The organism is Flavobacteriales bacterium (assembly GCA_016713875.1).
GTDB lineage: Bacteria > Bacteroidota > Bacteroidia > Flavobacteriales_F > PHOS-HE28 > PHOS-HE28.
The window spans coordinates 1865590-1889028 of sequence record JADJOI010000003.1 but is presented as its reverse complement, the minus strand read 5'-3'; the positions used below and the strand labels follow the sequence as shown (position 1 = coordinate 1889028).

17 protein-coding genes, 2 tRNA genes and 3 rRNA genes are annotated in these 23439 nt (G+C 62.5%); 15 read left to right on the top strand and 7 right to left on the bottom strand.

Annotated elements, in window-relative coordinates:
- The first annotated feature begins 29 nt into the window (after positions 1–29).
- The 8 genes from mtgA to IPJ87_09650 all read left to right on the top strand — a co-directional run bounded on the left by mtgA (position 30) and on the right by IPJ87_09650 (position 8268).
- Positions 30–665: a monofunctional biosynthetic peptidoglycan transglycosylase gene (gene mtgA, locus IPJ87_09685; GenBank protein MBK7942123.1), complete on the top strand. Its 636-nt coding sequence runs from the start codon at positions 30–32 to the stop codon at positions 663–665.
- A gap of 134 nt (positions 666–799) precedes the next feature.
- The gene (locus IPJ87_09680) at positions 800–1510 is read left to right on the top strand and encodes an SDR family oxidoreductase (protein MBK7942122.1); all 711 of its coding nucleotides are present in this window, start codon (positions 800–802) and stop codon (positions 1508–1510) included.
- A gap of 370 nt (positions 1511–1880) precedes the next feature.
- A 16S ribosomal RNA gene (locus IPJ87_09675) occupies positions 1881–3404 on the top strand.
- Between the two features lie 106 nt (positions 3405–3510).
- Positions 3511–3587 (top strand) — tRNA-Ile (locus IPJ87_09670).
- Positions 3588–3599: 12 nt separating this feature from the next.
- Positions 3600–3673 (top strand) — tRNA-Ala (locus tag IPJ87_09665).
- A gap of 126 nt (positions 3674–3799) precedes the next feature.
- Positions 3800–6691 (top strand): 23S ribosomal RNA (locus tag IPJ87_09660).
- Between the two features lie 74 nt (positions 6692–6765).
- Positions 6766–6878: ribosomal RNA gene (gene rrf / locus IPJ87_09655) — 5S ribosomal RNA — on the top strand.
- Together the 16S, 23S and 5S rRNA genes with 2 tRNA genes alongside form the textbook arrangement of a ribosomal RNA operon.
- 49 nt (positions 6879–6927) lie before the next feature.
- A complete protein-coding gene (locus IPJ87_09650; GenBank protein ID MBK7942121.1) occupies positions 6928–8268 on the top strand; it encodes a redoxin domain-containing protein in 1341 nt (446 codons plus the stop codon).
- Here IPJ87_09650 and ispE read toward each other — a convergent pair.
- The gene (ispE, locus tag IPJ87_09645; protein ID MBK7942120.1) at positions 8245–9084 is read right to left on the bottom strand and encodes a 4-(cytidine 5'-diphospho)-2-C-methyl-D-erythritol kinase; all 840 of its coding nucleotides are present in this window, start codon (positions 9082–9084) and stop codon (positions 8245–8247) included. The genes IPJ87_09650 and ispE overlap by 24 nt on opposite strands.
- Before the next feature lie 213 nt (positions 9085–9297).
- On the opposite strand from ispE, the gene IPJ87_09640 reads away from it, so the two are divergent.
- Together IPJ87_09640 and IPJ87_09635 are read left to right on the top strand one after the other, a co-directional pair.
- Positions 9298–9501 carry a hypothetical protein gene (locus IPJ87_09640; protein MBK7942119.1) on the top strand — a complete coding sequence of 68 codons (204 nt, stop codon included), beginning with the start codon at positions 9298–9300 and terminating at the stop codon, positions 9499–9501.
- A complete protein-coding gene (locus IPJ87_09635) occupies positions 9467–9979 on the top strand; it encodes an ATP-dependent Clp protease ATP-binding subunit (GenBank protein ID MBK7942118.1) in 513 nt (170 codons plus the stop codon). Before IPJ87_09640 ends, IPJ87_09635 begins: the two co-directional genes overlap by 35 nt.
- A gap of 66 nt (positions 9980–10045) precedes the next feature.
- On the opposite strand, the gene IPJ87_09630 is transcribed toward IPJ87_09635, so the two are convergent.
- From IPJ87_09630 to IPJ87_09620, 3 genes are all read right to left on the bottom strand, one after another.
- Positions 10046–10462 (bottom strand): hypothetical protein, encoded by a 417-nt coding sequence (locus IPJ87_09630; protein ID MBK7942117.1) that lies wholly within the window; start codon positions 10460–10462, stop codon positions 10046–10048.
- Between the two features lie 155 nt (positions 10463–10617).
- The gene (locus IPJ87_09625) at positions 10618–11226 is read right to left on the bottom strand and encodes a hypothetical protein (protein MBK7942116.1); all 609 of its coding nucleotides are present in this window, start codon (positions 11224–11226) and stop codon (positions 10618–10620) included.
- Positions 11227–11345: 119 nt separating this feature from the next.
- Entirely contained in the window at positions 11346–11882 is a 537-nt protein-coding gene (locus tag IPJ87_09620) for a transposase (protein ID MBK7942115.1), read from the bottom strand.
- A 1929-nt stretch (positions 11883–13811) separates the two neighbouring features.
- Here IPJ87_09620 and IPJ87_09615 point away from each other — a divergent pair.
- Entirely contained in the window at positions 13812–14189 is a 378-nt protein-coding gene (locus tag IPJ87_09615; GenBank protein MBK7942114.1) for a hypothetical protein, read from the top strand.
- Between the two features lie 7 nt (positions 14190–14196).
- Here IPJ87_09615 and IPJ87_09610 read toward each other — a convergent pair whose 3' ends face one another.
- Entirely contained in the window at positions 14197–14553 is a 357-nt protein-coding gene (locus IPJ87_09610; GenBank protein MBK7942113.1) for a hypothetical protein, read from the bottom strand.
- A gap of 2 nt (positions 14554–14555) precedes the next feature.
- The gene (locus IPJ87_09605; protein MBK7942112.1) at positions 14556–16388 is read right to left on the bottom strand and encodes an RHS repeat-associated core domain-containing protein; all 1833 of its coding nucleotides are present in this window, start codon (positions 16386–16388) and stop codon (positions 14556–14558) included.
- 52 nt (positions 16389–16440) lie between these two features.
- Here IPJ87_09605 and IPJ87_09600 point away from each other — a divergent pair, with 52 nt between their 5' ends.
- Positions 16441–17430, top strand: coding sequence for an acetyl-CoA carboxylase carboxyltransferase subunit alpha (locus IPJ87_09600; protein MBK7942111.1), 990 nt, complete (start codon positions 16441–16443; stop codon positions 17428–17430).
- Here the strand turns inward: IPJ87_09600 and IPJ87_09595 are convergent, their stop codons facing one another.
- Positions 17431–18645 carry a hypothetical protein gene (locus IPJ87_09595; GenBank protein ID MBK7942110.1) on the bottom strand — a complete coding sequence of 405 codons (1215 nt, stop codon included), beginning with the start codon at positions 18643–18645 and terminating at the stop codon, positions 17431–17433.
- A 240-nt stretch (positions 18646–18885) separates the two neighbouring features.
- Here IPJ87_09595 and dnaB point away from each other — a divergent pair, with 240 nt between their 5' ends.
- The 3 genes from dnaB to IPJ87_09580 are packed head-to-tail and all read left to right on the top strand — an operon-like array spanning position 18886 to position 23412.
- Complete coding sequence (gene dnaB / locus IPJ87_09590) at positions 18886–21417, top strand: replicative DNA helicase (protein ID MBK7942109.1); 2532 nt, start codon at positions 18886–18888, stop codon at positions 21415–21417.
- Entirely contained in the window at positions 21395–22684 is a 1290-nt protein-coding gene (locus IPJ87_09585) for an asparagine synthetase B (GenBank protein MBK7942108.1), read from the top strand. Before dnaB ends, IPJ87_09585 begins: the two co-directional genes overlap by 23 nt.
- A complete protein-coding gene (locus tag IPJ87_09580; protein MBK7942107.1) occupies positions 22684–23412 on the top strand; it encodes a copper resistance protein NlpE N-terminal domain-containing protein in 729 nt (242 codons plus the stop codon). Before IPJ87_09585 ends, IPJ87_09580 begins: the two co-directional genes overlap by 1 nt.
- Positions 23413–23439: the final 27 nt, after the last annotated feature.

The following is a 23439-nucleotide window of genomic DNA, read 5'->3' as shown; positions in this document are numbered from 1 at the left end:
CGAACGGCACCGCTTCGTTCTTTTGTGGCATGCGACACCTGCGGCTCTTCGTGCGGACGTCGGTGTCTGTGGTCCTCTGGGGCCTCGGCCTGAGCATCGGCTGGGTGATGCTGCTGGCCGTCCTGCCCCCGCCGGTCACCTCCACCATGCTTGTGCAACGCGTCGAACAGGGACGGGCGGACCGCAGCTGGCGGCCCTTGGAGGCCATGTCCCGGGCGATCCCCAATGCGGTGATCGCTGCAGAGGACCAGAAGTTCATGTTCCACCACGGCTTCGACATCGAGGCCATCGAGAAGGCGCTCGATCAGAACGAACGACGGAAGGGGAGGGGGCGCGTGAAAGGCGCCAGCACCATCAGCCAGCAGGTGGCCAAGAACGTCTTCCTGTGGCAGGGCCGGACCTGGGTCCGCAAGGGGCTCGAGGTCTGGTTCACCGCGCTCGTCGAGCTGCTCTGGTCCAAAGAGCGGATCCTGGAGGTGTACCTGAACGTCGCCGAACTGGGACCGGGCACCTTCGGCGCGGAGGCGGCGGCCCAGCGCTGCTTCGGAAAGAGCGCCTCCCGGCTCGGTTCCCAGGAGGCCGCCCTTCTGGCCGCCGTACTGCCTGCTCCACGCCGCTACTCCTGCCAGCGCCCGGGCGGATTCGTTCGGTCGCGCCAACAATAATGGATCGCCCGGCAGATGGACAACCTGGGCGATCAGCTCGACCCGGTGGTGCTCGCCCGGGCGAGGGAGGAGATGGAGCGTGAGGAGCTTCGTGAACAACGGCGCGAGGAACGGCGCCGACAACGGGATCGGACATGAACCAGGATGCCCTTGTCGTGGTGACCGGAGCCAGTCGCGGGGTGGGCCGTGAGGCGGTGCGCGCCCTGGCCGGCACGCACGGGTTGAACGTGCTGGCGGTCGCCCGCGATGAGGGAGCGCTCCGGGTCCTGCGGCAGGCCTGCTCCGATGGTCCTGGTGCGGTGGAGGTGCTGGCCCTGGACCTGTCCGGGCCCGCAGCGGTGGACGAGGTGGTGCATCGCGTGGGTCAGCGCCGGGTGCTAGGCCTGTTGAACAATGCCGGGCTGTTGCGCAAGCGCACGTTCGGCTCCTGGACCGCTGAGGACCTGGGGGCCCTTTTCCACGTGAACGCCCATGTGCCCCTGCTGCTGGTGCAGGCCCTGGCGGACCGGTTGAGCGGCGATCCTCCGGGGCATGTGGTGAACATCGGTAGCATGGGGGGGGTGCAGGGCAGTGCCAAGTTCGCCGGCCTCGTGGGTTACAGTGCGTCGAAGATGGCCCTGGCGGGGATCACCGAGTGCTTGGCGGAGGAACTGCGCGACCGGCAGGTACGCTGTAACTGCTTGGCCCTGGGGGCTGTGGACACGGATATGCTGCGTGAGGCCTTTCCTGGGTATCAGGCACCGGTGACGGCGGAGGCCATGGGAAGGGAAGTCGCACGGTTCCTGGTCGATGGTCATAAGTTCTTCAACGGCAAGGTGTTATCCATGTCGTTGACCACCCCTTGACCACGGGGTGTGAAAAAATTCTTCCCTCGGTGTTGTTTCCAGTTGGATGGCCACCTACATTTGCAGCCGCTTTCGAGCAAACGTTCTTTCGTTCTGACCCTTTGGAGGGGCTGTAAGTGGCGCTGGGCGCGAGTTGTTCAAAAAAATTCGCTCCAGTTCGTCGGTGGTAACGACCGAACGCCTACTTTTGCCCTCCCTCTCGCGGAAATGTCCGCAGCGAACGAGGGGTTGACAGCGTCTGTGGACCGGGCATGCCCCGGAACTCATAAACGTTCTTTGAAGTATTGTCCATTCTGAGAACAGCAGAAGGTCCTCTTGATCACAGATCGAGAAGAAGGGCCACGTCGAGTCCAAGATCAAACAAACTTTTACAACGGAGAGTTTGATCCTGGCTCAGGATGAACGCTAGCGGCAGGCTTAACACATGCAAGTCGAGGGGCAGCGGGGTGTAGCAATACATCGCCGGCGACCGGCGCACGGGTGCGTAACACGTATGGAATCTGCCCTGTACTGGGGAATAGCCCTCCGAAAGGAGGATTAATACCCCGTAATAGCTTGAGTGGCATCACTCGGGTTTGAAAGCTCCGGCGGTACAGGATGACCATGCGCACGATTAGCTAGTAGGTGAGGTAACGGCTCACCTAGGCTACGATCGTTAGGGGGCCTGAGAGGGTTATCCCCCACACTGGTACTGAGACACGGACCAGACTCCTACGGGAGGCAGCAGTGAGGAATATTGCGCAATGGAGGAAACTCTGACGCAGCCATGCCGCGTGCAGGAAGACGGCCCTACGGGTTGTAAACTGCTTTTATCCGGGAAGAAACCCCAGGACGTGTCCTGGGTTGACGGTACCGGAGGAATAAGCACCGGCTAACTCCGTGCCAGCAGCCGCGGTAATACGGAGGGTGCAAGCGTTATCCGGATTCATTGGGTTTAAAGGGTGCGTAGGCGGGGTGGTAAGTCAGTGGTGAAATCCTGCAGCTTAACTGTAGAATTGCCATTGATACTGCCATTCTTGAGTGCGCTTGAAGTGGGCGGAATGTGCCGTGTAGCGGTGAAATGCTTAGATATGGCACAGAACACCAATTGCGAAGGCAGCTCACTAAGGCGATACTGACGCTGAGGCACGAAAGCGTGGGGATCGAACAGGATTAGATACCCTGGTAGTCCACGCCGTAAACGATGATCACTCGTGATTGGCGATATACGGTCAGTCACCTAGCGAAAGCGTTAAGTGATCCACCTGGGGAGTACGGCCGCAAGGCTGAAACTCAAAGGAATTGACGGGGGCCCGCACAAGCGGTGGAGCATGTGGTTTAATTCGATGATACGCGAGGAACCTTACCAGGGCTCGAACGCACGTAGACAGTCGCGGAAACGTGATCTTCTTCGGACTGCGTGCGAGGTGCTGCATGGCTGTCGTCAGCTCGTGCCGTGAGGTGTCGGGTTAAGTCCCATAACGAGCGCAACCCCCATCTCTAGTTGCCAGCGGGTAATGCCGGGGACTCTAGAGAAACTGCCCGTGTAAACGGTGAGGAAGGTGGGGACGACGTCAAGTCATCACGGCCCTTACGTCCTGGGCTACACACGTGCTACAATGGCGAGGAACAAAGGGAAGCTACCGCGCGAGCGGATGCCGATCTCTAAAACTCGTCTCAGTTCGGATCGGAGTCTGCAACCCGACTCCGTGAAGCTGGAATCGCTAGTAATCGCATATCAGCCATGATGCGGTGAATACGTTCCCGGGCCTTGTACACACCGCCCGTCAAGCCATGGAAGCCGGGGGTGCCTGAAGTCGGTGACCGCAAGGAGCTGCCTAGGGCAAAACCGGTGACTGGGGCTAAGTCGTAACAAGGTAGCCGTACCGGAAGGTGCGGCTGGAACATCTCCTTTTTAGAGCGATCGCTCGACAAGCCCTTCGTTTCCCCTTCCAAGGGGATCCGACCTTCGCTGTCTCAGATGGATGATATTTTTAACGGTGCCACCGTGACCATCTCCTAGTCCTGTAGCTCAGCTGGTTAGAGCGCTACACTGATAATGTAGAGGTCCGCAGTTCAAATCTGCGCAGGACTACCAGGGATAGGGAACGGGGAATTAGCTCAGCTGGCTAGAGCGCCTGCTTTGCAAGCAGGAGGTCATCGGTTCGACTCCGATATTCTCCACTGCGCCATGCCGAAGCTCCTTCAGGAGCCGACCGCTGGCGGCCCATCCAGGGCACTGTTCTTTGACGTGTTTGTTAGACCGACCAAAACAGACCGAGAGATCGGTCCACCGAGCAAAACCTCGAAGGTTGAAAAGTTACTAAGGGCGTACGGCGGATGCCTTGGCTCTCAGAGGCGATGAAGGACGCGATAGGCTGCGATAAGCCGCGGGGAGGAGCATAATATCCTGTGATCCGCGGATCTCCGAATGGGGAAACCCATCCAGTTGAAGACTGGATATCCCGAAAGGGAAGCGAACCCAGGGAACTGAAACATCTAAGTACCTGGAGGAAAAGAAATCAAGTAGAGATCCCCCGAGTAGTGGCGAGCGAAAAGGGGACAGCCCAAACCGGGGGCGTTTCGGCGCAACCGGGGTTGTAGGACCATAACGTGGAATCCATCTTCATAGTGGAACCCTTCTGGAAAGTTGGACCATAGCGGGTGATAGTCCCGTACACGGCATGCATGTGGTACCTAGTGGTATCCTGAGTAAGGCGGGACACGTGAGATCCTGTCTGAATCCGCCAGAACCATCTGGCAAGGCTAAATACTTCTGAGAGACCGATAGCGAACCAGTACTGCGAAGGAAAGGTGAAAAGCACCTCGAACAGAGGAGTGAAATAGTCCCTGAAACCGTACGCTTACAAGCGGTCGGAGTCCCTCCGGGGATGACGGCGTGCCTTTTGCATAATGAGCCTACGAGTTGCTCGTCACTGGCAAGGTTAAGGGCTTCAGGCCCGTAGCCGAAGCGAAAGCAAGTCTTAACAGGGCGCATAGTCAGTGGCGGCAGACGCGAAACCTGAGTGATCTAACCATGGCCAGGATGAAGTCCCGGTAACACGGGATGGAGGTCCGAACTGGTAGACGTTGAAAAGTCTTCGGATGAGCTGTGGTTAGGGGTGAAAGGCTTATCAAACTGGGAGATAGCTCGTACTCTCCGAAATGCCTTTTGGGGCAGCCTCGGACGTATTGTTGTGGAGGTAGAGCTACTGATCGGGCTAGGGGGCTTCACCGCCTACCAAACCCGGACAAACTCCGAATGCCACAACATCAATATCCGGGAGTGAGCGCATGGGTGCTAAGGTCCGTGCGCGAGAGGGAAATAACCCAGACCATCGGCTAAGGTCCCCAAATGCATGCTAAGTTGATCTAACGAGGTCGGACTGCATTGACAGCTAGGATGTTGGCTTGGAAGCAGCCATCCATTTAAAGAGTGCGTAACAGCTCACTAGTCGAGCGGTCCGGCGTGGATAATGATCGGGCATCAAGCATGCTACCGAAGCTGTGGGATCCGTAAGGATCGGTAGGAGAGCATTCCGGTCGGCGTTGAAGGTGTGTCGTGAGGCATGCTGGAGCGTCCGGAAAAGAAAATGTAGGCATAAGTAACGATAAGGCAGGTGAAAAACCTGCCCGCCGATAGACCAAGGGTTCCTGATCAACGTTAATCGGATCAGGGTTAGTCGGGACCTAAGGCGTAGCCGAACGGCGAAGCTGATGGACAGCAGGTCAATATTCCTGCACCGACTTGCATTGCGATGGGGTGACGAAGGAGTGAAAGGTCCGCGCATGAACGGTATGTGCGTTGAAGGGCGTAGGTATAGGGCTGGTAGGCAAATCCGCCGGTCCTGCTGAAACCTGACAGTACCACGAGCCCTCGGGCAAGTGGATAGTGACCCTAATCAGACTTCCGAGAAAAACCTCTAAGCTTCAGATGCAAGCCGCCCGTACCGCAAACCGACACAGGTGGTCAAGGAGAGAATCCTGAGGCGCTCGAGTGATCCGTGGCTAAGGAACTAGGCAAATTAACCGCGTAACTTCGGAATAAGCGGTACCCTGCGCAAGTAGGGTCTCAGTAAAATGGCTCAGGCGACTGTTTAACAAAAACACATGGCTCTGCAAAATCGAAAGATGATGTATAGGGCCTGACACCTGCCCGGTGCTGGAAGGTTAAGAGGAGAGGTCAGCCGCAAGGCAAAGCTTTGAATCGAAGCCCCAGTAAACGGCGGCCGTAACTATAACGGTCCTAAGGTAGCGAAATTCCTTGTCGGGTAAGTTCCGACCTGCACGAATGGTGTAACGATCTGAGCACTGTCTCAGCCACGAGCTCGGTGAAATTGTAGTCTCGGTGAAGATGCCGGGTACTCGCAACGGGACGGAAAGACCCCGTGCACCTTTACTATAGCTTCACATTGACATCGGCTGCCCGATGTGTAGGATAGGTGGGAGACTTTGAAGCGGTGTCGCTAGGCATCGTGGAGTCAACGTTGAAATACCACCCTTCGTTCATCTGATGTCTAATCCCTGCGAAACAGGGAGACAGTGTGTGGTGGGTAGTTTGACTGGGGTGGTCGCCTCCAAAAATGTATCGGAGGCTTTCAAAGGTACCCTCAGCACGCTTGGTAACCGTGCGTTGAGTATATTGGCAAAAGGGTGCTTGACTGTGAGACCGACAAGTCGAACAGGTACGAAAGTAGGACAAAGTGATCCGGTGGTTCCATATGGAAGGGCCATCGCTCATAGGATAAAAGGTACGCCGGGGATAACAGGCTGATCATTCCCAAGAGCTCATATCGACGGAATGGTTTGGCACCTCGATGTCGGCTCGTCACATCCTGGGGCTGGAGAAGGTCCCAAGGGTTCGGCTGTTCGCCGATTAAAGTGGCACGTGAGCTGGGTTCAGAACGTCGTGAGACAGTTCGGTCCCTATCTGTTGCGAGCGTTAGAAGTTTGAGGGGAGCTACCATTAGTACGAGAGGACCGTGGTGGACGAACCGCTAGTGTACCAGTTGTGGCGCCAGCTGCATCGCTGGGTAGCTATGTTCGGACGGGATAAGCGCTGAAAGCATCTAAGCACGAAGCCCACCTCAAGATGAGACTTCTTCATAAGGGTCGTGGAAGACTACCACGTTGATAGGCCGCAGGTGTAAAGTCAGCAATGGCAAAGCCGAGCGGTACTAATTACCCGTAAACTTTGACCTCAACGGTTCGTTCGTGGAACGATCTCCGTCTGTTCTGGTCCGGTCTAACGACACGTTGAAATCGCACTCACGATTTCAGGTGACTATTGCGGTGAGGTCCACCTCTTCCCATTCCGAACAGAGAAGTTAAGCTCACCAGCGCAGATGGTACTGGGCCAAAAGCCCGGGAGAGTATGTCGTCGCCGATCTGAACCCCGCCACGCAAGTGGCGGGGTTCTTTTTTTATCCTTGCCTGACGTGCGCACCCTGCTCCTCTCCCTGCTCATGGCCGCTCCCGGCCTCCTTCCGGCTCAACGCCTCTCCGGCCGCTTCGTGGGCGATGCGCCCGATTCGGTGCTCCTGTTCGACACCCGCGGCGCCTCCCATCAGCTCCTGCTCCAGAGCCTTGTCGACCCCCAGGGAGAGTTCGCCTTCCCGGCCACGGCCATCCCCGGCCAGGGCTTCTACCAGCTCGCGGTCAACGACACCGACCGCGCGGATATCATCCTCGACCCCCGCGAGCAGGAGGTCGTCCTGCTCTTCAGCGGCCGACCGCTCCAGTCCCACATCACCGTGCTCCAAAGCGCAGAGAACGAACGCCTCTGGGCATACAAGGCCGTGAGCCGCGAAACGCAGGCCATGCGAAAGGCCGCTGACCTGGAACGGGTGGACCTCCGCCCCGACGAGGTGAGCCGGAGCCGCCAGCTCGATTCCATCGTCCAACGGGCCGATGCCCTCAAGGACGCTCATCTCGATCGATTGATCGAGCAACATCCTGAGAGCTATTTCGCAAAGGTGGTCCGCGCCGATCGTGCCTTGTTGGGCATGCAAGGACGGCCACCCATGGACGTGGCCCGGGCCTTCGCCTTCGATGATCCCGGCCTGATGCGCAGCGCCGTGCATCCGCAGGCGGTGCTCGTCTTCCTGCGCAACATCCGCGCGTTCAACGAAGAGCAGTTCGTCAACGCGTCCGACACCCTCATCGCGCTCACCGGCGGCTGCGCCGAATGCCGGCGTTTCATGATCGAGCACCTGGTGGAGATCTTCGCCACCTACGGCCCGGACATCGCCCTGCAGCACCTCATCGACCGCTACGTGGACCGCGAGGCGCAGGCCCTGCGCTTTTCCGCGGCCACGCTGGACAAGGTCAAGGCGTTCCAACGGGTCTCGGTCGGCCGTATCGGACCCGATGCCCCCCTGAAGGATCCCGCCACAGGGACCGTCCGGCCCCTCTCCGATCTGGCCCGCGGCCACCGGGCCGTGGTCCTGTTCTTCTACTCGAGCACCTGCGACCATTGCCACGAGCAGATGCCCGGGCTGGCCCGGATGTACACCGAACGATCCGGCGACGGGTTGCAGGTGATCGGGGTGGCCCTCGACGATGATGCCGGCCTGGTGGAGACCACGCGCACGGCGAAGGGCATCACTTTCCCTTGTTTCTCACACCTGCAGGGCTGGGGTGATCCGGCGGCGCGCGCCTATGCGGTGCAGGGAACGCCTACGCTGTTCGTGCTCGATGGGGAGTTGCGCATCCACGCCAAGCCTCACGATGCGGCCGAGGCGCGCGAGGTGGTGCTAGGCTTGCTGGCCCGACCCTAGCGGCAGGGTCCAATGCGGTGCGCCGAAGGTGAGCGGTGCGAACCGCGGACGCTCCGTGAACAGGCCGAAGACCGAGGAGCCCGACCCGCTCATGCTGGCGTAGCGCGCTCCGGCCTCGCGCAAGGCGCGCTTGATGCGACCGATCGCGGGGTGCAGGGTGAATACGGCCTCCTCCATGCCGTTGATGAGCCGGCCCTGCCAGGACACAACCGGCCCGGACAGGATGGACCGCAGGTCGACCGATGTGCCGGAGGGCCGGGTGCGGGCATAGACCTCGGCCGTGCTGATATGGATGCCCGGGTCCACGAGCACGAGCCACAGGCCGTTGAGCGAAAGCTCCACGGGGGTGAGGCGCTCGCCGCGCCCTTCGGCCAGGCAGGGCCCGTCGTGAAGGAAGAAGGGCGGGTCGCTGCCGAGCCGCGCCGCCAGTTCGTGCAGCACTGCCGGGCCAAGTCCCAGGCCGAACAGGCGGTCCAGCAGCTGCAGCATATGCGCGCCATCGCTCGAACCGCCGCCCAGTCCGGCGCCGATGGGGATGGCCTTGTGCAGGTGCACCTGTAGGCCCGGCAGGGGGTGCCGCGCAAGCACCAGACGGTAGGCGCGCGCCACCAGGTCGTCCCCCGCATCGCCAGGCACGGGCCGCCCGGTGCGCGTCACCGCCACCTGGCCCGCCTCGAGCGCCGGGTCCACGACAGCCTCAAGCGCGTCGCACAGGGGGATCGGCACCAGCACGCTCTCGATGTCGTGGTAGCCATCGGCCCGCCGCCGCACGACGTTCAAGCCCAGGTTGATCTTGGCGCAGGGGAAGACCAGCATGGCCGCAAAGGTCCGATTTCCCGGTCGGCGAGGCCGGGATCCTCATCGCTTCTTCGGCACGCTCAGGGTGCAGGGGAGTGTGGGATCGTGCGGGAGATCGTGCGCAGGGTCCGAGTGGACGGCCGTGCCCACGCCCAACGCCCACACACGCCGAATACTCGGACCAGAGTTCGGGGCCAGAGATCCGGAGGAAGACTCGCGCCAGAGTGGGGCGTGGTCCTCATCGCGTACGCCATCCTCAAGAACATCGAGCTGACCCTGCAGCAACGAGGAGCCGCGCTCTCCTTGAAGCGCGCCTGCGAACTGGCCGTCAACATGTACCAGGTCCACTACAACACCCCAGACTCCGGCCTCAAACGATCGATGATCCTGGCTCCATCGGATGAACAACGTCGGCTCTTGGATGCCTTGGCCTGATCGCCGGGTGTCCCATTGCGGAAGTCAGGAGAACAACCGCGGCATCGTGGAGAAGGCGCTGAAGAAGGCCTTCGCCCCGGAATTCATCAACCGCATCGATGACATCATCATGTTCAACTCGCTGAAACGCGAGCACATCCACAAGATCATCGACATCGAGCTCGCCAGCGTGTACAAGCGCGTTGCCGAGCTGGGCTACGACTTGAAGCTCACCGATGAAGCCCGCGACTTCCTGGCCGAAAAGGGCTACGATGAGAAGTTCGGCGCGCGCCCGCTGAAGCGCGCCATCCAGAAGTTCATCGAGGATCCCATGGCCGAAGAGATCATCAACCAAGGCGTTGAGGAAGGTGACAAGATCTCCATCGGCCTGAACAAGGAGAAGACCGATGTGGCCATCAAGGTGACCAAGGGCAAGAAGAAGATCGGCAAGGCCGACGATCCGAAGGAGTTGCCGCCGGCGAGCGAGCCGGGGGCGTAGGCCCCTTTCCTACCATTCACGAGCAGCCCCGGCCGAGCGCTGGGGTTGTTGCTTTTCCAGCAGCTGCTACTTCCGTTTTCCGACGGATTTCGTGTCGTCGAAAACCACATCGAAGGAACCCGAAAGTTCCCGCACGTCCTTCTCCCCCTGCATACGGCTAGTCGAGCCTTGGAATGTGCCTTTGTACCGGTTACCGTCGGCTATGGTCAATTCCAACGTACCACTCTGCGCAGCGAACGTGTGGTCCAGTGCGCTTGAACCTTCCTTGTAAACGAAGTTCACCGGGAACCCTTGTCCCGCCGGAACGACCGCCCCGTTCGTGATCGTGTATGTGCCGGGGATCAACGCGCCGCGATCCTTGGTGAGGAACCCCACGGTGATCCAACTCTTCCCATCATTACCGATGATGGAGGGATAACCCAGAGCGGTGTAGGCGTAGGCACCGCATGCCTTGAAGTCCTCTTGGCCGGAGACCGTGGCCATGAGGTTCGCATCGCATGGACCAGGATCAGCAGAAGACCCGGCCAACTGATCGGCGTTGCTGGATGAACAGGAACACAGATGGATCAGCAAAGCCCCGACAAGCGCTCGGGCGTGGAGGGTTGGTCGCATCGGTTGGTGTTTGGATGACATGGTGGCTATTGTCCCAGGCTGGGCAGTTCCTGTATCTCATACCCCTCCAGGCTGAAGACCGCCTGGTCAACCGACCCCACGATCAATTCCTTCACTATGTTGCTCGATCGGTTCTTACCCTCCGCATCCACGAATTCGGACTCGAGCGCGAAGCCCCCAAAATCGCGCAAGTCTTCCCGCGCCCTGGGTTCGCGCGGGGCGACTTGTGCGGAGGATGCCTGTCGGCCAGCCGCCGACGAGCCTCGCGAAGTCTGTGACTTCGCCCTTTCAGGCTTCCTCCAACCGCAGCAAGCGGGCATCATGAGCGGATGAGTAAAGGTAGTCCTCTTCGGTACCACGAACCCTTCCACCACCGGGTTATGACGGATGTAGTCGGCCACACGCTCCACCTCTTGGGTCCGCTCCAGGAGCAACGGCTTGTTGTGCTGCTGCCAGACCTGGTAGGTGGTGTTGTTGCTGTTGCGCTCGCCGGCTTCCCGGAACATCTTCATCAGCCATTCCCTCCGGCTCTCCTGGGGATGATGCTCGATGGCTTTCACGAGCTGCCTGCTGGTGTACTTCTTCAGGTCGCGCAAGACCCCGGACAGGTCCGCGTCGCCACCGGCCTTGATCATCAGGTGCCCCAAAATCGCGCAAGTCTTCCCGCGCCCTGGGTTCGCGCGGGGCGACTTGTGCGGAGGATGCCTGTCGGCCAGCCGCCGACGAGCCTCGCGAAGTCTGTGACTTCGCCCTTTCAGGCTTCCTCCAACCGCAGCAAGCGGGCATCATGAGCGGATGAGTAAAGGTAGTCCTCTTCGGCGGCCACGAACCCTTCCACCACCGGGTTATAACGGATGTAGTCGGCCACACGCTCCACCTCTTGGGTCCGCTCCAGGAGCAACGGCTTGTTGTGCTGCTGCCAGACCTGGTAGGTGGTGTTGTTGCTGTTGCGCTCGCCGGCTTCCCGGAACATCTTCATCAGCCATTCCCTCCGGCTCTCCTGGGGATGATGCTCGATGGCTTTCACGAGCTGCCTGCTGGTGTACTTCTTCAGGTCGCGCAAGACCCCGGACAGGTCCGCGTCGCCACCGGCCTTGATCATCAGGTGCACATGGCTCGTCATGATCACCCATTCGAACAGCAGCAGGCCTTTCTCCGCCTGGCAGTGCCGCAGGCTGTCGACCACGATGTCCTTGTAGGTCCGGCGGGTGAACAGATCCACCCAGCCCACCGTGGCGAACGACACGAAGTACAGCCCTTCGGGATCCAAGATGCGGTACCTGCGGCTCATGGACCGGAAGGTAGTTCACGGTGGCCAGTTGCGCGCTTTCGCCAAGGCTTCGGCGGCCAAGGGAAACTGGCCCGAGACCTGCTCGATGAGATCCTCCGCACAAGTCGCCGGCCTGCCCGCCCGCCTGGCCCACCGCACGCCGAAGACTTGCGCGATTTGGGGCGAGCGGGGGTCTACCAAGAAGGATTGTAAAGTTCCATTTCGACCACGCTGTCGTTACGGTACACCCGGACTCCGCCCACTTCTCCATTTGGCCGGTACTGCGTCCATCTTCCATCCTTTTTCCCGCATTGGTAGGAGCCTTTATAGGACGTTCCTCCTTCCCGATAGTAACCAGATGCTGGACCATCTGGGATGCCCGCACGATACGTCGTACACTCAAACTGCTTGGTTGTGTCGTTGAATGCGATCCACATTCCGATCCTCTCGCCTTTGTCACTTCTTCTATTGTAGTCGGCAGAATGTGCAAGACCTCCACATGATGGCAAGCTCACAACAACGAGTGTAATGATCACAAGGCCAAAGGATCGGCAATAGTTTGTCATGGCGTACTTCCATTAAAAGCTGGCTTGGGTTGACCTGCGCCCCAAAATCGCGCAAGTCTTCCCGCGCCCTGGGTTCGCGCGGGGCGACTTGTGCGGAGGATGCCTGTCGGCCAGCCGCCGACGAGCCTCGCGAAGTCTGTGACTTCGCCCTTTCAGGCTTCCTCCAACCGCAGCAAGCGGGCATCATGAGCGGATGAGTAAAGGTAGTCCTCTTCGGTGGCCACGAACCCTTCCACCACCGGGTTATAACGGATGTAGTCGGCCACACGCTCCACCTCTTGGGTCCGCCCCCAAACTCGCGCAAGTCTTCCCGCGCTTTGAGTTCGCGCGGGGCGACTTGTGCGGAGGATGCCTGTCGGCCAGCCATGGACGAGTCTCGCGAAGTCTGTGACTTCGCCCACCACTGTCCGGCATCGTCCGCTCGGAGAACAGGACCGGGTCCATTGGAGGGAAAGGTAGTTCGCGGTGGCCAGTTGCGCGCTTTCGCCAAGGCTTCGGCGGCCAAGGGAAACTGGCCCGAGACCTGCTCGATGAGATCCTCCGCACAAGTCGCCGGCCTGCCCGCCCGCCTGGCCCACCGCACGCCGAAGACTTGCGCGATTTGGGGGCGGTGTACGCGAAAGGTACGCCGCCGGAGTATCGCTGCTGCGCGGTATTTCGTTCTTTGATATCCTCCGCACAAGTCGCCGGCCTGCTCGCCCGCCTGGCCCACCGCACGCCGAAGACTTGCGCGATTTGGGGGCGACTTGTGCGGAGGATGCCTGTCGGCCAGCCATGGACGAGTCTCGCGAAGTCTGTGACTTCGCCCACCACTGTCCGGCATCGTCCGCTCGGAGAACAGGACCGGGTCCATTGGAGGGAAAGGTAGTTCGCGGTGGCCAGTTGCGCGCCTTCGCCAAGGCTTCGGCGGCCAAGGGAAACTGGCCGGAGACCTGTCCGTTGAGATCCTCCGCACAAGTCGCCGGCCTGCTCGCCCGCCTGGCCCACCGCACGCCGAAGACTTGCGCGATTTGGGGGCGGTGTACGCGAAAGGTACGCCGCCGGAGTATCGCTGCTGCGCGGTATTTCGTTCTTTGATATCCTCCGCACAAGTCGCCGGCCTGCTCGCCCGCCTGGCCCACCGCACGCCGAAGACTTGCGCGATTTGGGGGCCAGCCATGGACGAGTCTCGCGAAGTCTGTGACTTCGCCCACCACTGTCCGGCATCGTCCGCTCGGAGAACAGGACCGGGTCCATTGGAGGGAAAGGTAGTTCGCGGTGGCCAGTTGCGCGCCTTCGCCAAGGCTTCGGCGGCCAAGGGAAACTGGCCGGAGACCTGTCCGTTGAGATCCTCCGCACAAGTCGCCGGCCTGCTCGCCCGCCTGGCCCACCGCACGCCGAAGACTTGCGCGATTTGGGGGCGGTGTACGCGAAAGGTACGCCGCCGGAGTATCGCTGCTGCGCGGTATTTCGTTCTTTGATATCCTCCGCACAAGTCGCCGGCCTGCTCGCCCGCCTGGCCCACCGCACGCCGAAGACTTGCGCGATTTGGGGCTGGAGGTGTTCACCGCAAGCAACGCCAAGTGAACGGGAACGGCACGGATCGCAGATCCGCGCCAGCGGGGGGGATACGGATGCCAAGGCCGTGGCCTCGCTTTCCCACGCCGAAGTGATCCAGCAGTACAAAGTGGTGGACCAGCTACCCGCCGAGGAGCGCGCTACCGTGATTAAGGTCATCGCCGCGCTCCTGCGCGACTACAAGGCGCGCAAGGCGTATAGCTGAACTGTGCTCACCACCAGATCAAGTCGTAGTTCAGGCAGTCGCCCAGGAGCCATTCCAGGAACATGCGCGGTCCGGCTGGATAGAAGACCAAGAACATTAGCACGGCTGCGCCAAAAAGGAAGACCGCAATCTCCCATGTGCTATAGGCGATTCGCTTGGTGATAAGTGTGAAGAGGAAGACCAAGCAAAGCAGCAGGGCGATCGCTATCACGCCAAGGCAGCAGTACCAGAAGAGCGGGTAGTATTTGCCGTGGCAGTTGGGAGAGTGATGCCCCAACTCAACAGCAACCAATTCGCCCCGCACCATTAACACAATAATGCAGGCAACAATGACGACGCTGGAGAAGGCGAGCAGTTTCCTCATAGCTAGTATGATCCTGCGGCGCGGAACAGCGCGTCCCAGTCGTTGTCCCTCCTGAACCCGAAGAAGCCAGCCTGCTTATCCGCGAGCCATGCGCGATCCACTAACTGGGCGCTGCCCAAAGGCCCAGTATTGCGGACACCGCTGTCGGTGATTGTTGCACGGGAGCGGGTTGGTATCTTCCATACCCGTTCATTCCCGCTTCCTCTCATCGCGCTGGACTCGCCACAGGTGGCGTAACCATCAATTCCAGCGTAGATCTGATGCCCTGGCTGCACGGGGTACGCCCCATGGTCCTCAATCGACTGGTCCGGGGTGTCTTGACCAGGCTTGAACCAGGCCGTGTGGGAACTTGTGTTGTTAAGATAGGGCGCTAATTCGTGGCCGCCTTTCGCAACGAGCTTGTCCCAAGTGCCCTGGGTGATGTTGATGCTGTGGTGCCAGTCCGACAACAGCATACTCTCTCCTTGGAGTCGCTCTCGACCTCCTTGGTTGACCCCTCCATTTTCACAGTACTCCCCGCATGCGGTCAATTCATTCCACTTGTCTTTTGAGATCACCCGCGTCTCGTGGGATTTCGTATCGCCATCATCACCCAGATAGTTGCCGTTCTCATCTACGTATCCATCGGCGCGTCGTCCATCGGGATCGGTGAAGTAAATCGGATTCCCCATCACGTAATTGTACGCGCTCCAACTCGGGTATTCGGCTTGGGCCGGATCTAGCGATAGGAACCGCGCCACGTCGCTGTCGTAGTACCTGGCCCCTCTGTAGTCCAGCCCCGTCTCCACATCCCGCTCATGGTGCGTGGTCAGGTACTTCTCGGGTCCACCGCTATTCACGAACTCGCGGAGTATTTTCCCATAGGGGTCGTAGTCCACGGCATGTTCGATGTTCAGGGCCCACTCGGGCACGCCATCGGTGGGCGCCAGGTCCTGGCACCGCGTGGGGGTGTAGGTGAGGCGGGTGTTGCCCAGGTGGTCGTGGTCGTAATAGGTCACCTGGTTCAGGGCGGTGTGGGCCGGAGCGGTGTACGCGAAAGGTACGCCGCCGGAGGATCGCTGCTGCGCGGTGCCCAGCATTTCCTCCAGGCTGAATTCCACCTGCCGCTTGTCGGGGGCGGTGAGCACCACCCACGCGCGCTCGTGCTCGAACTGCACGCGGGTCACCGGCAGGGCGGCCAGGGCCGTGTCCTGCGCGGTAAGCTGCTCGTAGTGCGCATCGCCCAGGTACAGGTCGGTGCTGTCGGTGACGTGCACGATGCGCAGCAGCAGGGGCCACTGGATGCCGCCGGGCTGGGCCAGCTGCAGTTGCAGGAAGCCCAGCAGCAGGTCGTAGGGTTCGCTGCCCTGGGCGAAGGCGGCGCGGCCCAGGTCGGCGGTGTACAGCGCGGGCTGCTGATCGCAGGCCGGGGTGATGCGGGCCAGGCGGTGGGCGCCGAAGAGGTACCAGGACCAGCCCTCGGGGCAGGAATTCTCGTCCCCGATGGGTTCGGCATCCCACGGGCGGGCCAGGTCCAGCACGCCCACCTCGCTGCCGTCCACGTCGCGCAGGGTGTAGGCGCAGCGGTCCACAGCGGGCTCCGCCCCGCTGCGGGCGTAGATGCGCTGGTCGTTGGCGTCGTAGAGGTAGGTGCTGATGGTGCGCCCGGGGCCGGGGTCGTCCTGCACCAGGCGGAAGGGCAGGTTGGCGCGGCCGTAGGTGGTCTCCTGCAGGTAGCGGTGGCTGTCGGTGAGCAGGTTGCCGTTGGCGTCGTAGGTGTAGCTGCGGGTGGGCAGGTGGCTTTGGGGGGCGGCCTGCACGGCCAGCAGGCGGTTGGTGGCGGGAGGTGAGGTCATTCCGCACCACCGCCGCGCGCTCCGCCTATTTTCGCCCCTTCAAGCCATCGGCATGCAGACCTTCCTGGAGTTCGAGAAGCCCATCCAGAACATCATCGAGCAGATCGAGAAGTTGAAGGAGGTGGCCGCGCAAAGCGCGGTGGACGTGCAGCCCACCCTGCGCGACCTGGAGAAGAAGCTCGCCGACACCCGGAGGGAGATCTATACCAACCTCAGCCCGTGGGAGCGGGTGCAGGTGAGCCGTCATCCCGACCGCCCCTACACGCTGAAGTACATCGAGGTGATCACCGATGGCAGCTTCGTGGAGCTCCACGGCGACCGCACCGTGAAGGACGACAAGGCCATGGTGGGCGGCTTCGGCCTGGTGAACGGTCGCTCGGTGATGTTCGTGGGCCAGCAGAAGGGCATCAACACCAAGATGCGCCAGTACCGCAACTTCGGCATGGCCAACCCGGAGGGCTACCGGAAGGCCTTGCGCCTGATGAAGCTCGCCGAGAAGTTCAACAAGCCGGTGGTGACCATCATCGACACCCCGGGCGCCTTCCCCGGTCTGGAAGCCGAGGAGCGGGGTCAGGGCGAGGCCATCGCACGCAACCTCTTCGAGATGATGCGGCTGCGCGTGCCGGTGATCTGCATCGTGATCGGCGAGGGCGCATCCGGCGGTGCGCTCGGCATCGGCATCGGCGACAAGGTGTTGATGCTCGAGAACACGTGGTACAGCGTGATCTCCCCGGAATCGTGCAGCTCCATCCTCTGGCGCAGTTGGGACTTCAAGGCGCAGGCCGCCCAGGCCCTCAAGCTCACCGCCCAGGACATGCTGGTCAACAAGCTCATCGACGGCATCATCCCCGAGCCCGTGGGCGGCGCCCATGCGGACATCGACGGGGCCTGCCGTACGGTGAAGGCCGAAGTGGTGAAATGGCTTGACAAGCTGTCCAAGACCGATCCGGACAAGCTGGTGGAGCGCCGCATCAAGAAGTTCTGCGACATGGGCGTGGTGGAGAAGGCCAGACCGGCCTCCAAGAGCAAGGCCAAAGCCTGATCAGGGCTCCCGGTTGTAGAAGGGCAGAAGCGCGACCGCCGACCCTGTGATCGGCCAGCTCTGCAGCACCGCCCCGCTGCCGGCGTCCATCCGCTGCACCTGCCCGGCCGTAGCGATGTAGAGCGCTCCGGACACGGCATCGCGCACCACCGCATCCACCGCCTGACCGGCGATCAGGGTTTCCACGGTGTTGCTGGCGTAGGTGTAGCGCAGCAGACCGGTGGGCGTGGCCAGGGCATGCACCTGTCCCGGGGCCGAGGCCACCGCCCGGATCGGCTGTCCGATGAGCGCCTGCGGTTCCCATCCACCGCCCAGCTCCACGTTGAGCTCCTGCACCACCCCGTCCCCCGCGCGTTCCCCGAACAGCAGCACCCGGTCGTCGTCCAGCGTGGCGAAGCCGGCGAGCACCAGGTCCAAGGGGCGCTCGGCCAGCAGCTCGCCCGTGTAGGCGGTGTACAGGACCAACCGCCGGCCATTGCCCGCCACCAGTGGCTGCTCGCTGAGCAGCCGCCCGCCCAGCACGGCGTGCCGTCGCGGATAGCGCCCGTCCAGCGCCAGGGCCGTGAAGTAGCCGGTGCCACTGAAGGCCGCCACTGCGCGCAGCTCGCCATCGGACCGGCCGATCAGCAGCCGGTCGTCGTCGATCCGGTCGAGCCCGGTGAAGAACGTGCCACCCAACGCGTTGGTATTGGGCATCTGCCAGCGCACGGTGCCCTGGTCGGCGTCCAGCGCGGTGATCGGGCCGCTGACATCGCCGGCGATCACCAGGGCGCTGGAGCGCGTGCTGAGCACGGCATGGCGCACATCCTGGTCGAGCATGGCGAAGGGAGCTTCGGCACCAGTGCTGTCGATCCGCATCACCGAGGTCTGCGCACCGACCGTGCTCACCACGAACAGCGCCCGCAGCCGGAGAGGGGCTTCGATCACGGCGATCGCCCGGAAGGCCCGGCTCTCGTTGGTGCCATCGTTCGCGGTGACCATGATGGTGTACGTTCCGGAGCGCAGGGCTTCATCGCCGAGCAAGAGGGTGCGCTCCACTTCGGCCGAGGCGGCGTCCACGGCGACGGATGCACTGCCGACCACCGGGATGCCCTGGGGATCGAGCAGCGTGAAGCGGACGGTGGTGACCTGCCGGTCGTCGCTGACGGCCGCCCGCACGGTGACCTCACCGGGGATCTGCAGTTGTGCGCCCGCGCCCGGTGCGAGGATGGTCACGGACGGCCCCGTGGTGTCTTCGTCCTTCCGGCATCCCGAAAGGACATGCACCAGTAGCGCGAGCGCGAGCATCGCCAAGCGACCGCCACGCGCGAGGGGCCGGAGCGGTGATGGGCGGTGCGCGTCATCCACATCCACAATGTTAGTGCGCGGCGGATGAGTTGTTGATGATCTCCTCGGCGAGGGACGGCGATGCGGCTATTTTTGGCCCCCTTCCACGCCGCTTCCGCCCGCTTTCTGATGGCCGACACCCCGCCGATCCGCGCCGACCGCCGGCGCCGCACCGCTCCGTCCCTGCTCGATCCCGCCCTGGAGGCCGGCAAGCTGCCGCCGCAGGCGCCCGAGCTGGAGCAGGCCGTGCTGGGCGCGCTGATGCTGGAGCGCAACGCGGTGAACGAGGCCATCGACATCCTGAGCCCCGACAGCTTCTACGTCGAGGCGCACAAGCGCATCTTCGATGCGGTGCAGGGCCTCTTCCGCAGCGACCAGCCCATCGACATCCTGACGGTGACCGAGGAGCTGCGCAAGCGCGGCGAGCTGGATGTGGTGGGCGGGCCGTTCTACATCAGCCAGCTCACCAACAAGGTGGCCAGCAGCGCGAACGTGCAGTACCACGCGCGCATCATCAGCCAGAAGCACATCCTGCGCGAGCTGATCCGCATCTCCGCCGAGACGATGCGCGATGCCTTTGACGAGACGGCGGACGTGTTCGACCTGCTGGACAAGACCGAGCAGGACCTCTACGGCATCACCAGCGGCAACCTGAAGCGCAACTACGAGCCGATGAGCGACCTGATCCGGGACGCCATCGCCCAGATCGAGAGCGCCAAGCACAACACCGGCGGGGTGAGCGGGGTGCCCACCGGCTTCGTGAAGCTCGACAAGATCACCGCCGGCTGGCAGCGCAGCGACATGGTCATCGTGGCCGCGCGCCCCGGCATGGGGAAATGCCTGGGCAAGGGCACCAAGGTGCTGATGTACGACGGTTCGTTGCGCAACGTGGAGGATGTGCGGGTCGGCGAGCTGCTGATGGGCGACGATTCCACGCCGAGAAGAGTGTTGAGCCTCGCGCGTGGCCGGGAACGGATGTACTGGGTGCACCAGAACAGCGGCATCAGTTACCGCGTCAACGAGTCGCACATCCTCTCCCTGAAGCGCAGCCGCAACGAGGGCGGGCATGTGCATGGCGAGGTGCTGAACATCGAGGTGTGCGACTGGCTCTCCCGTTCGGAGAAGTTCCGCAGCAATCACAAGGGCTACAAGGTGGCCGTGGAGTTCCCCGAGCGCGAGCTTTCCATCGACCCCTATTTCCTCGGCCTTTGGCTGGGCGACGGCCACAGCTACAGCTCGCGGATCACCACCACTGAGCCGGAGGTGATCGCCTACCTGGGCGGAATGGCCCGGGAACGTGAGCTCGAGCTGGTGGAGTATGTGCAGGAGGGCCGCACGAACAACTACGCCGTGACCCAGGGCCGCCGGGGCGGTCGCGACCTGCCGAGCCTGCAGGCCGACCTGCGCGCGCTGGACCTGCTGGAGAACAAACACATCCCGCAGGCGTACCTGATCAACTCCTCTGACCACCGCCTGAGGTTGCTCGCGGGTCTGCTGGACAGCGACGGCCACTATGCCCAGGAGTTCAACGTCTTCGAGATCACCCAGAAGAACGAAGGGTTGGCGCGGCAGATCAAGTTCCTGGCCGATTCGCTCGGGTTCAGGACCAGCATCACGGCCAAGACGGCCGGCATCAAGGAACGCGGCTTCTCCTCGCAGGTCTGGCGTGTCCGTATCGGAGGCGACCTTCAGCGCATCCCCGTCCGTGTGGAGCGGAAAAAGCCCCGGGTCGCCACACCCACCAAGGATCATCAACACACCGGCATCCGGGTGGAGTTCGACCGGGAGGACGACTACTACGGATTCGAGATCGACGGCAACCGGCTCTTCCTGTTGGAGGATATGACGGTGACGCACAACACCGCTTTCGTGCTCAGCATGGCCCGCAACATCGCCGTGGAGCAGAAGCGCGCCGTGGCCGTGTTCAGCCTGGAGATGAGCAGCACCCAGTTGGTGACCCGTCTGATCGCCAGCGAGGCCGGCATCAGTTCCGAGAAGCTCCGCAAGGGCGACCTCAACGACCAGGAGTTCGCGCTCCTGCACCAGCACATCAGCCGGCTGGACAAGGCCCCCATCTTCATCGACGACACGCCCGCGCTGAACATCTTCGAACTGCGCGCCAAGTGCCGCCGCCTGAAGAGCCAGCACAACGTGGAGCTGATCATCATCGACTACCTGCAGCTGATGACCTCCGGCACCGACAACAAGGGCGGCAACCGCGAGCAGGAGATCAGCAGCATCAGCCGCAGCATCAAGAGCATCGCCAAGGAGCTCGATGTGCCCATCATCGCCCTGAGCCAGCTAAGCCGCGCCGTGGAGACCCGCGGGGGCGACAAGCGCCCGCAGCTCAGCGACCTCCGCGAATCCGGCGCCATCGAGCAGGACGCCGACCTGGTGTGCTTCCTCTACCGGCCGGAGTACTACAAGATCTACGAGGACCACTACGGCAGCACCCTGGGCATCGGCGAGTGCATCATCGCCAAGCACCGGAACGGCGCCCTGGACACCGTGCTGCTGCGCTTCATCCCCGAGCTGGCTAAATTCGCTGACCTGGAGACGACACCGGTGGCCTTCGATGCCGGTGGCACGGGATCGGATGGCATGCGCACCATCACCCGCCCCAGCCGGATGAACGACGATGCCGACGAAGCTCCCTTCTGATCCCCGCGGCGCGCGCAGCGTCACCTTCCTCCTGGCCCTGCTCGTCGGGCTCGGCCTGCAGGCCTCGCGTCTGTTGATCCCCATGGACGGCAGCCAGCGCGACCACCTGAAGGCCTATGGCATCGCCTACTGGACCCTGCAGCGCGACGTCACCGTGGAGTGGCTGTTGAACTACCGCGGCGGCAGCTTCCTCATCGACCACATCCCCGCGATCGAGCAGGAGTGCAGCATCCGCGGGGTCACCCACCAGGTGATCGCCGACGCGCAGGCCGCCGCCATCCTGGCCGAGATCGCCGACCCCGAGGTGAACATGGAGGTGGTGAAGCTGGAGAAGGCCCCCCGGATCGCCGTGTACGCCCCCGCCAGCTTCCAACCCTGGGACGATGCCGTGGCCCTGGTAATGACCTACGCGGAGATCCCCTACGAACGCATCTATGATCCCGAGGTGATCGCCGGCGTGCTTCCCCAGTACGACTGGCTGCACCTGCACCACGAGGACTTCACCGGCCAGTATGGCAAGTTCTACCGCAACTACCGCAACGCGCCGTGGTACATCGCCCAGGTGAAGGAGAGCGAGGAGATGGCCGCCACCCTGGGCTTCGCCAAGGTGAGCCAGATGAAACTGGCCGTGGCCACCCGCATCCGCGACTACGTGGCCGGCGGGGGCTACCTCTTCACCATGTGCAGCGGCACGGACAGCTACGACATCGCCCTGGCCGCAGAAGGGGTGGACATCTGCACGCCCGAGTTCGATCACGACCCCATCGATCCGGCCGCGCAGCAGAAGATCGACTTCGACCGCAGCTTCGCCTTCAAGGACTTCCGCCTGGTGGTGGACCCGATGGTGTACGAGTTCAGCAACATCGACGCCACCGACATCCACGGCAGCATCGGCCAGGAGCGCGACTTCTTCACCCTGTTCGACTTCAGCGCGAAGTGGGACATCGTGCCCACCATGCTGTGCCAAAGCCACGAACAGGTGGTGCGCGGCTTCATGGGGCAGACCACGGCGTTCCGCAAGGGCCTGGTGAAGCCCGGTGTCACCGTGATGGGTGAGAACAAGGCGCAGGGCACCGTGAAGTACATCCATGGTGAGTATGCGCTGGGCCAATGGACCTACTATGGCGGCCACGACCCGGAGGATTACCAGCACATGGTGGGCGACCCGCCGACCGACCTGAGCCTGCATCCCAACAGCAGCGGCTACCGGTTGATCCTGAACAACATCCTCTTCCCGGCCGCCCGCAAACGCAAGCAGAAGACCTGATGCGCCGATCCGGCTTCGTGGCCCTCTGGGCCTCCGCCCTCTTGTTCGCCTCCTGCTCGGACCGACCGGCGAGCCCAGGCGAGCAACCTGCACCGCCCGCTGCCGCACCGGCCCCGACCGCCGCCCCCGGCCACTATGCGGCCGTGCTTCCCTGTGCCGATTGTGAGGGCATCCGCATGGATGTCCAGCTCTGGTCCTTCGGGGGCTGCGTGGTGCAGCAGCAACGCCGCCGCAACGGGGACCTGGAGGCCGCCTCGTGCACCTGGGGCCGTTGGCGCATGGACGAGCAGGGGCGCCTGGAGCTCACCCTCGGCGGCGGGGAGCAGGTGGAGCGCTTCGCTGTGCAGCCCGACGGTTCGCTGGTGACGTACGACCAGGCCGGGACCACCGTGCTGCCGGCCGATCAGAACACGCTGAGGCGCGAAGCCGAGGACCTGACCCCGTCCGATGGCCGCACGTTGAAGGGGTCCTTCTTCCAAGGCCGGCCCAACGTGTGGAACTTCCGCGAATGCCACAGCGGCCGCCTGATGCTCGTGCGGTTCGCCCCGGAGGCGGCGGACATCGAGGAGGGCTTCCGCAAGGCCGGTGGTGATCCCGCTGCAGGCTTGCTGGTGGAGCTCGGCGGTCTGATGAAGCCCACCGCGCTCACCGACGACCAGGGGACCGTGACCCTGTTGACCATCAAGCGGTGGGACCGGTTCCTGCCGGGTGAGACCTGTCCGTATTGACGGGGGAGCTAGCTTTGCCCTCCTTCG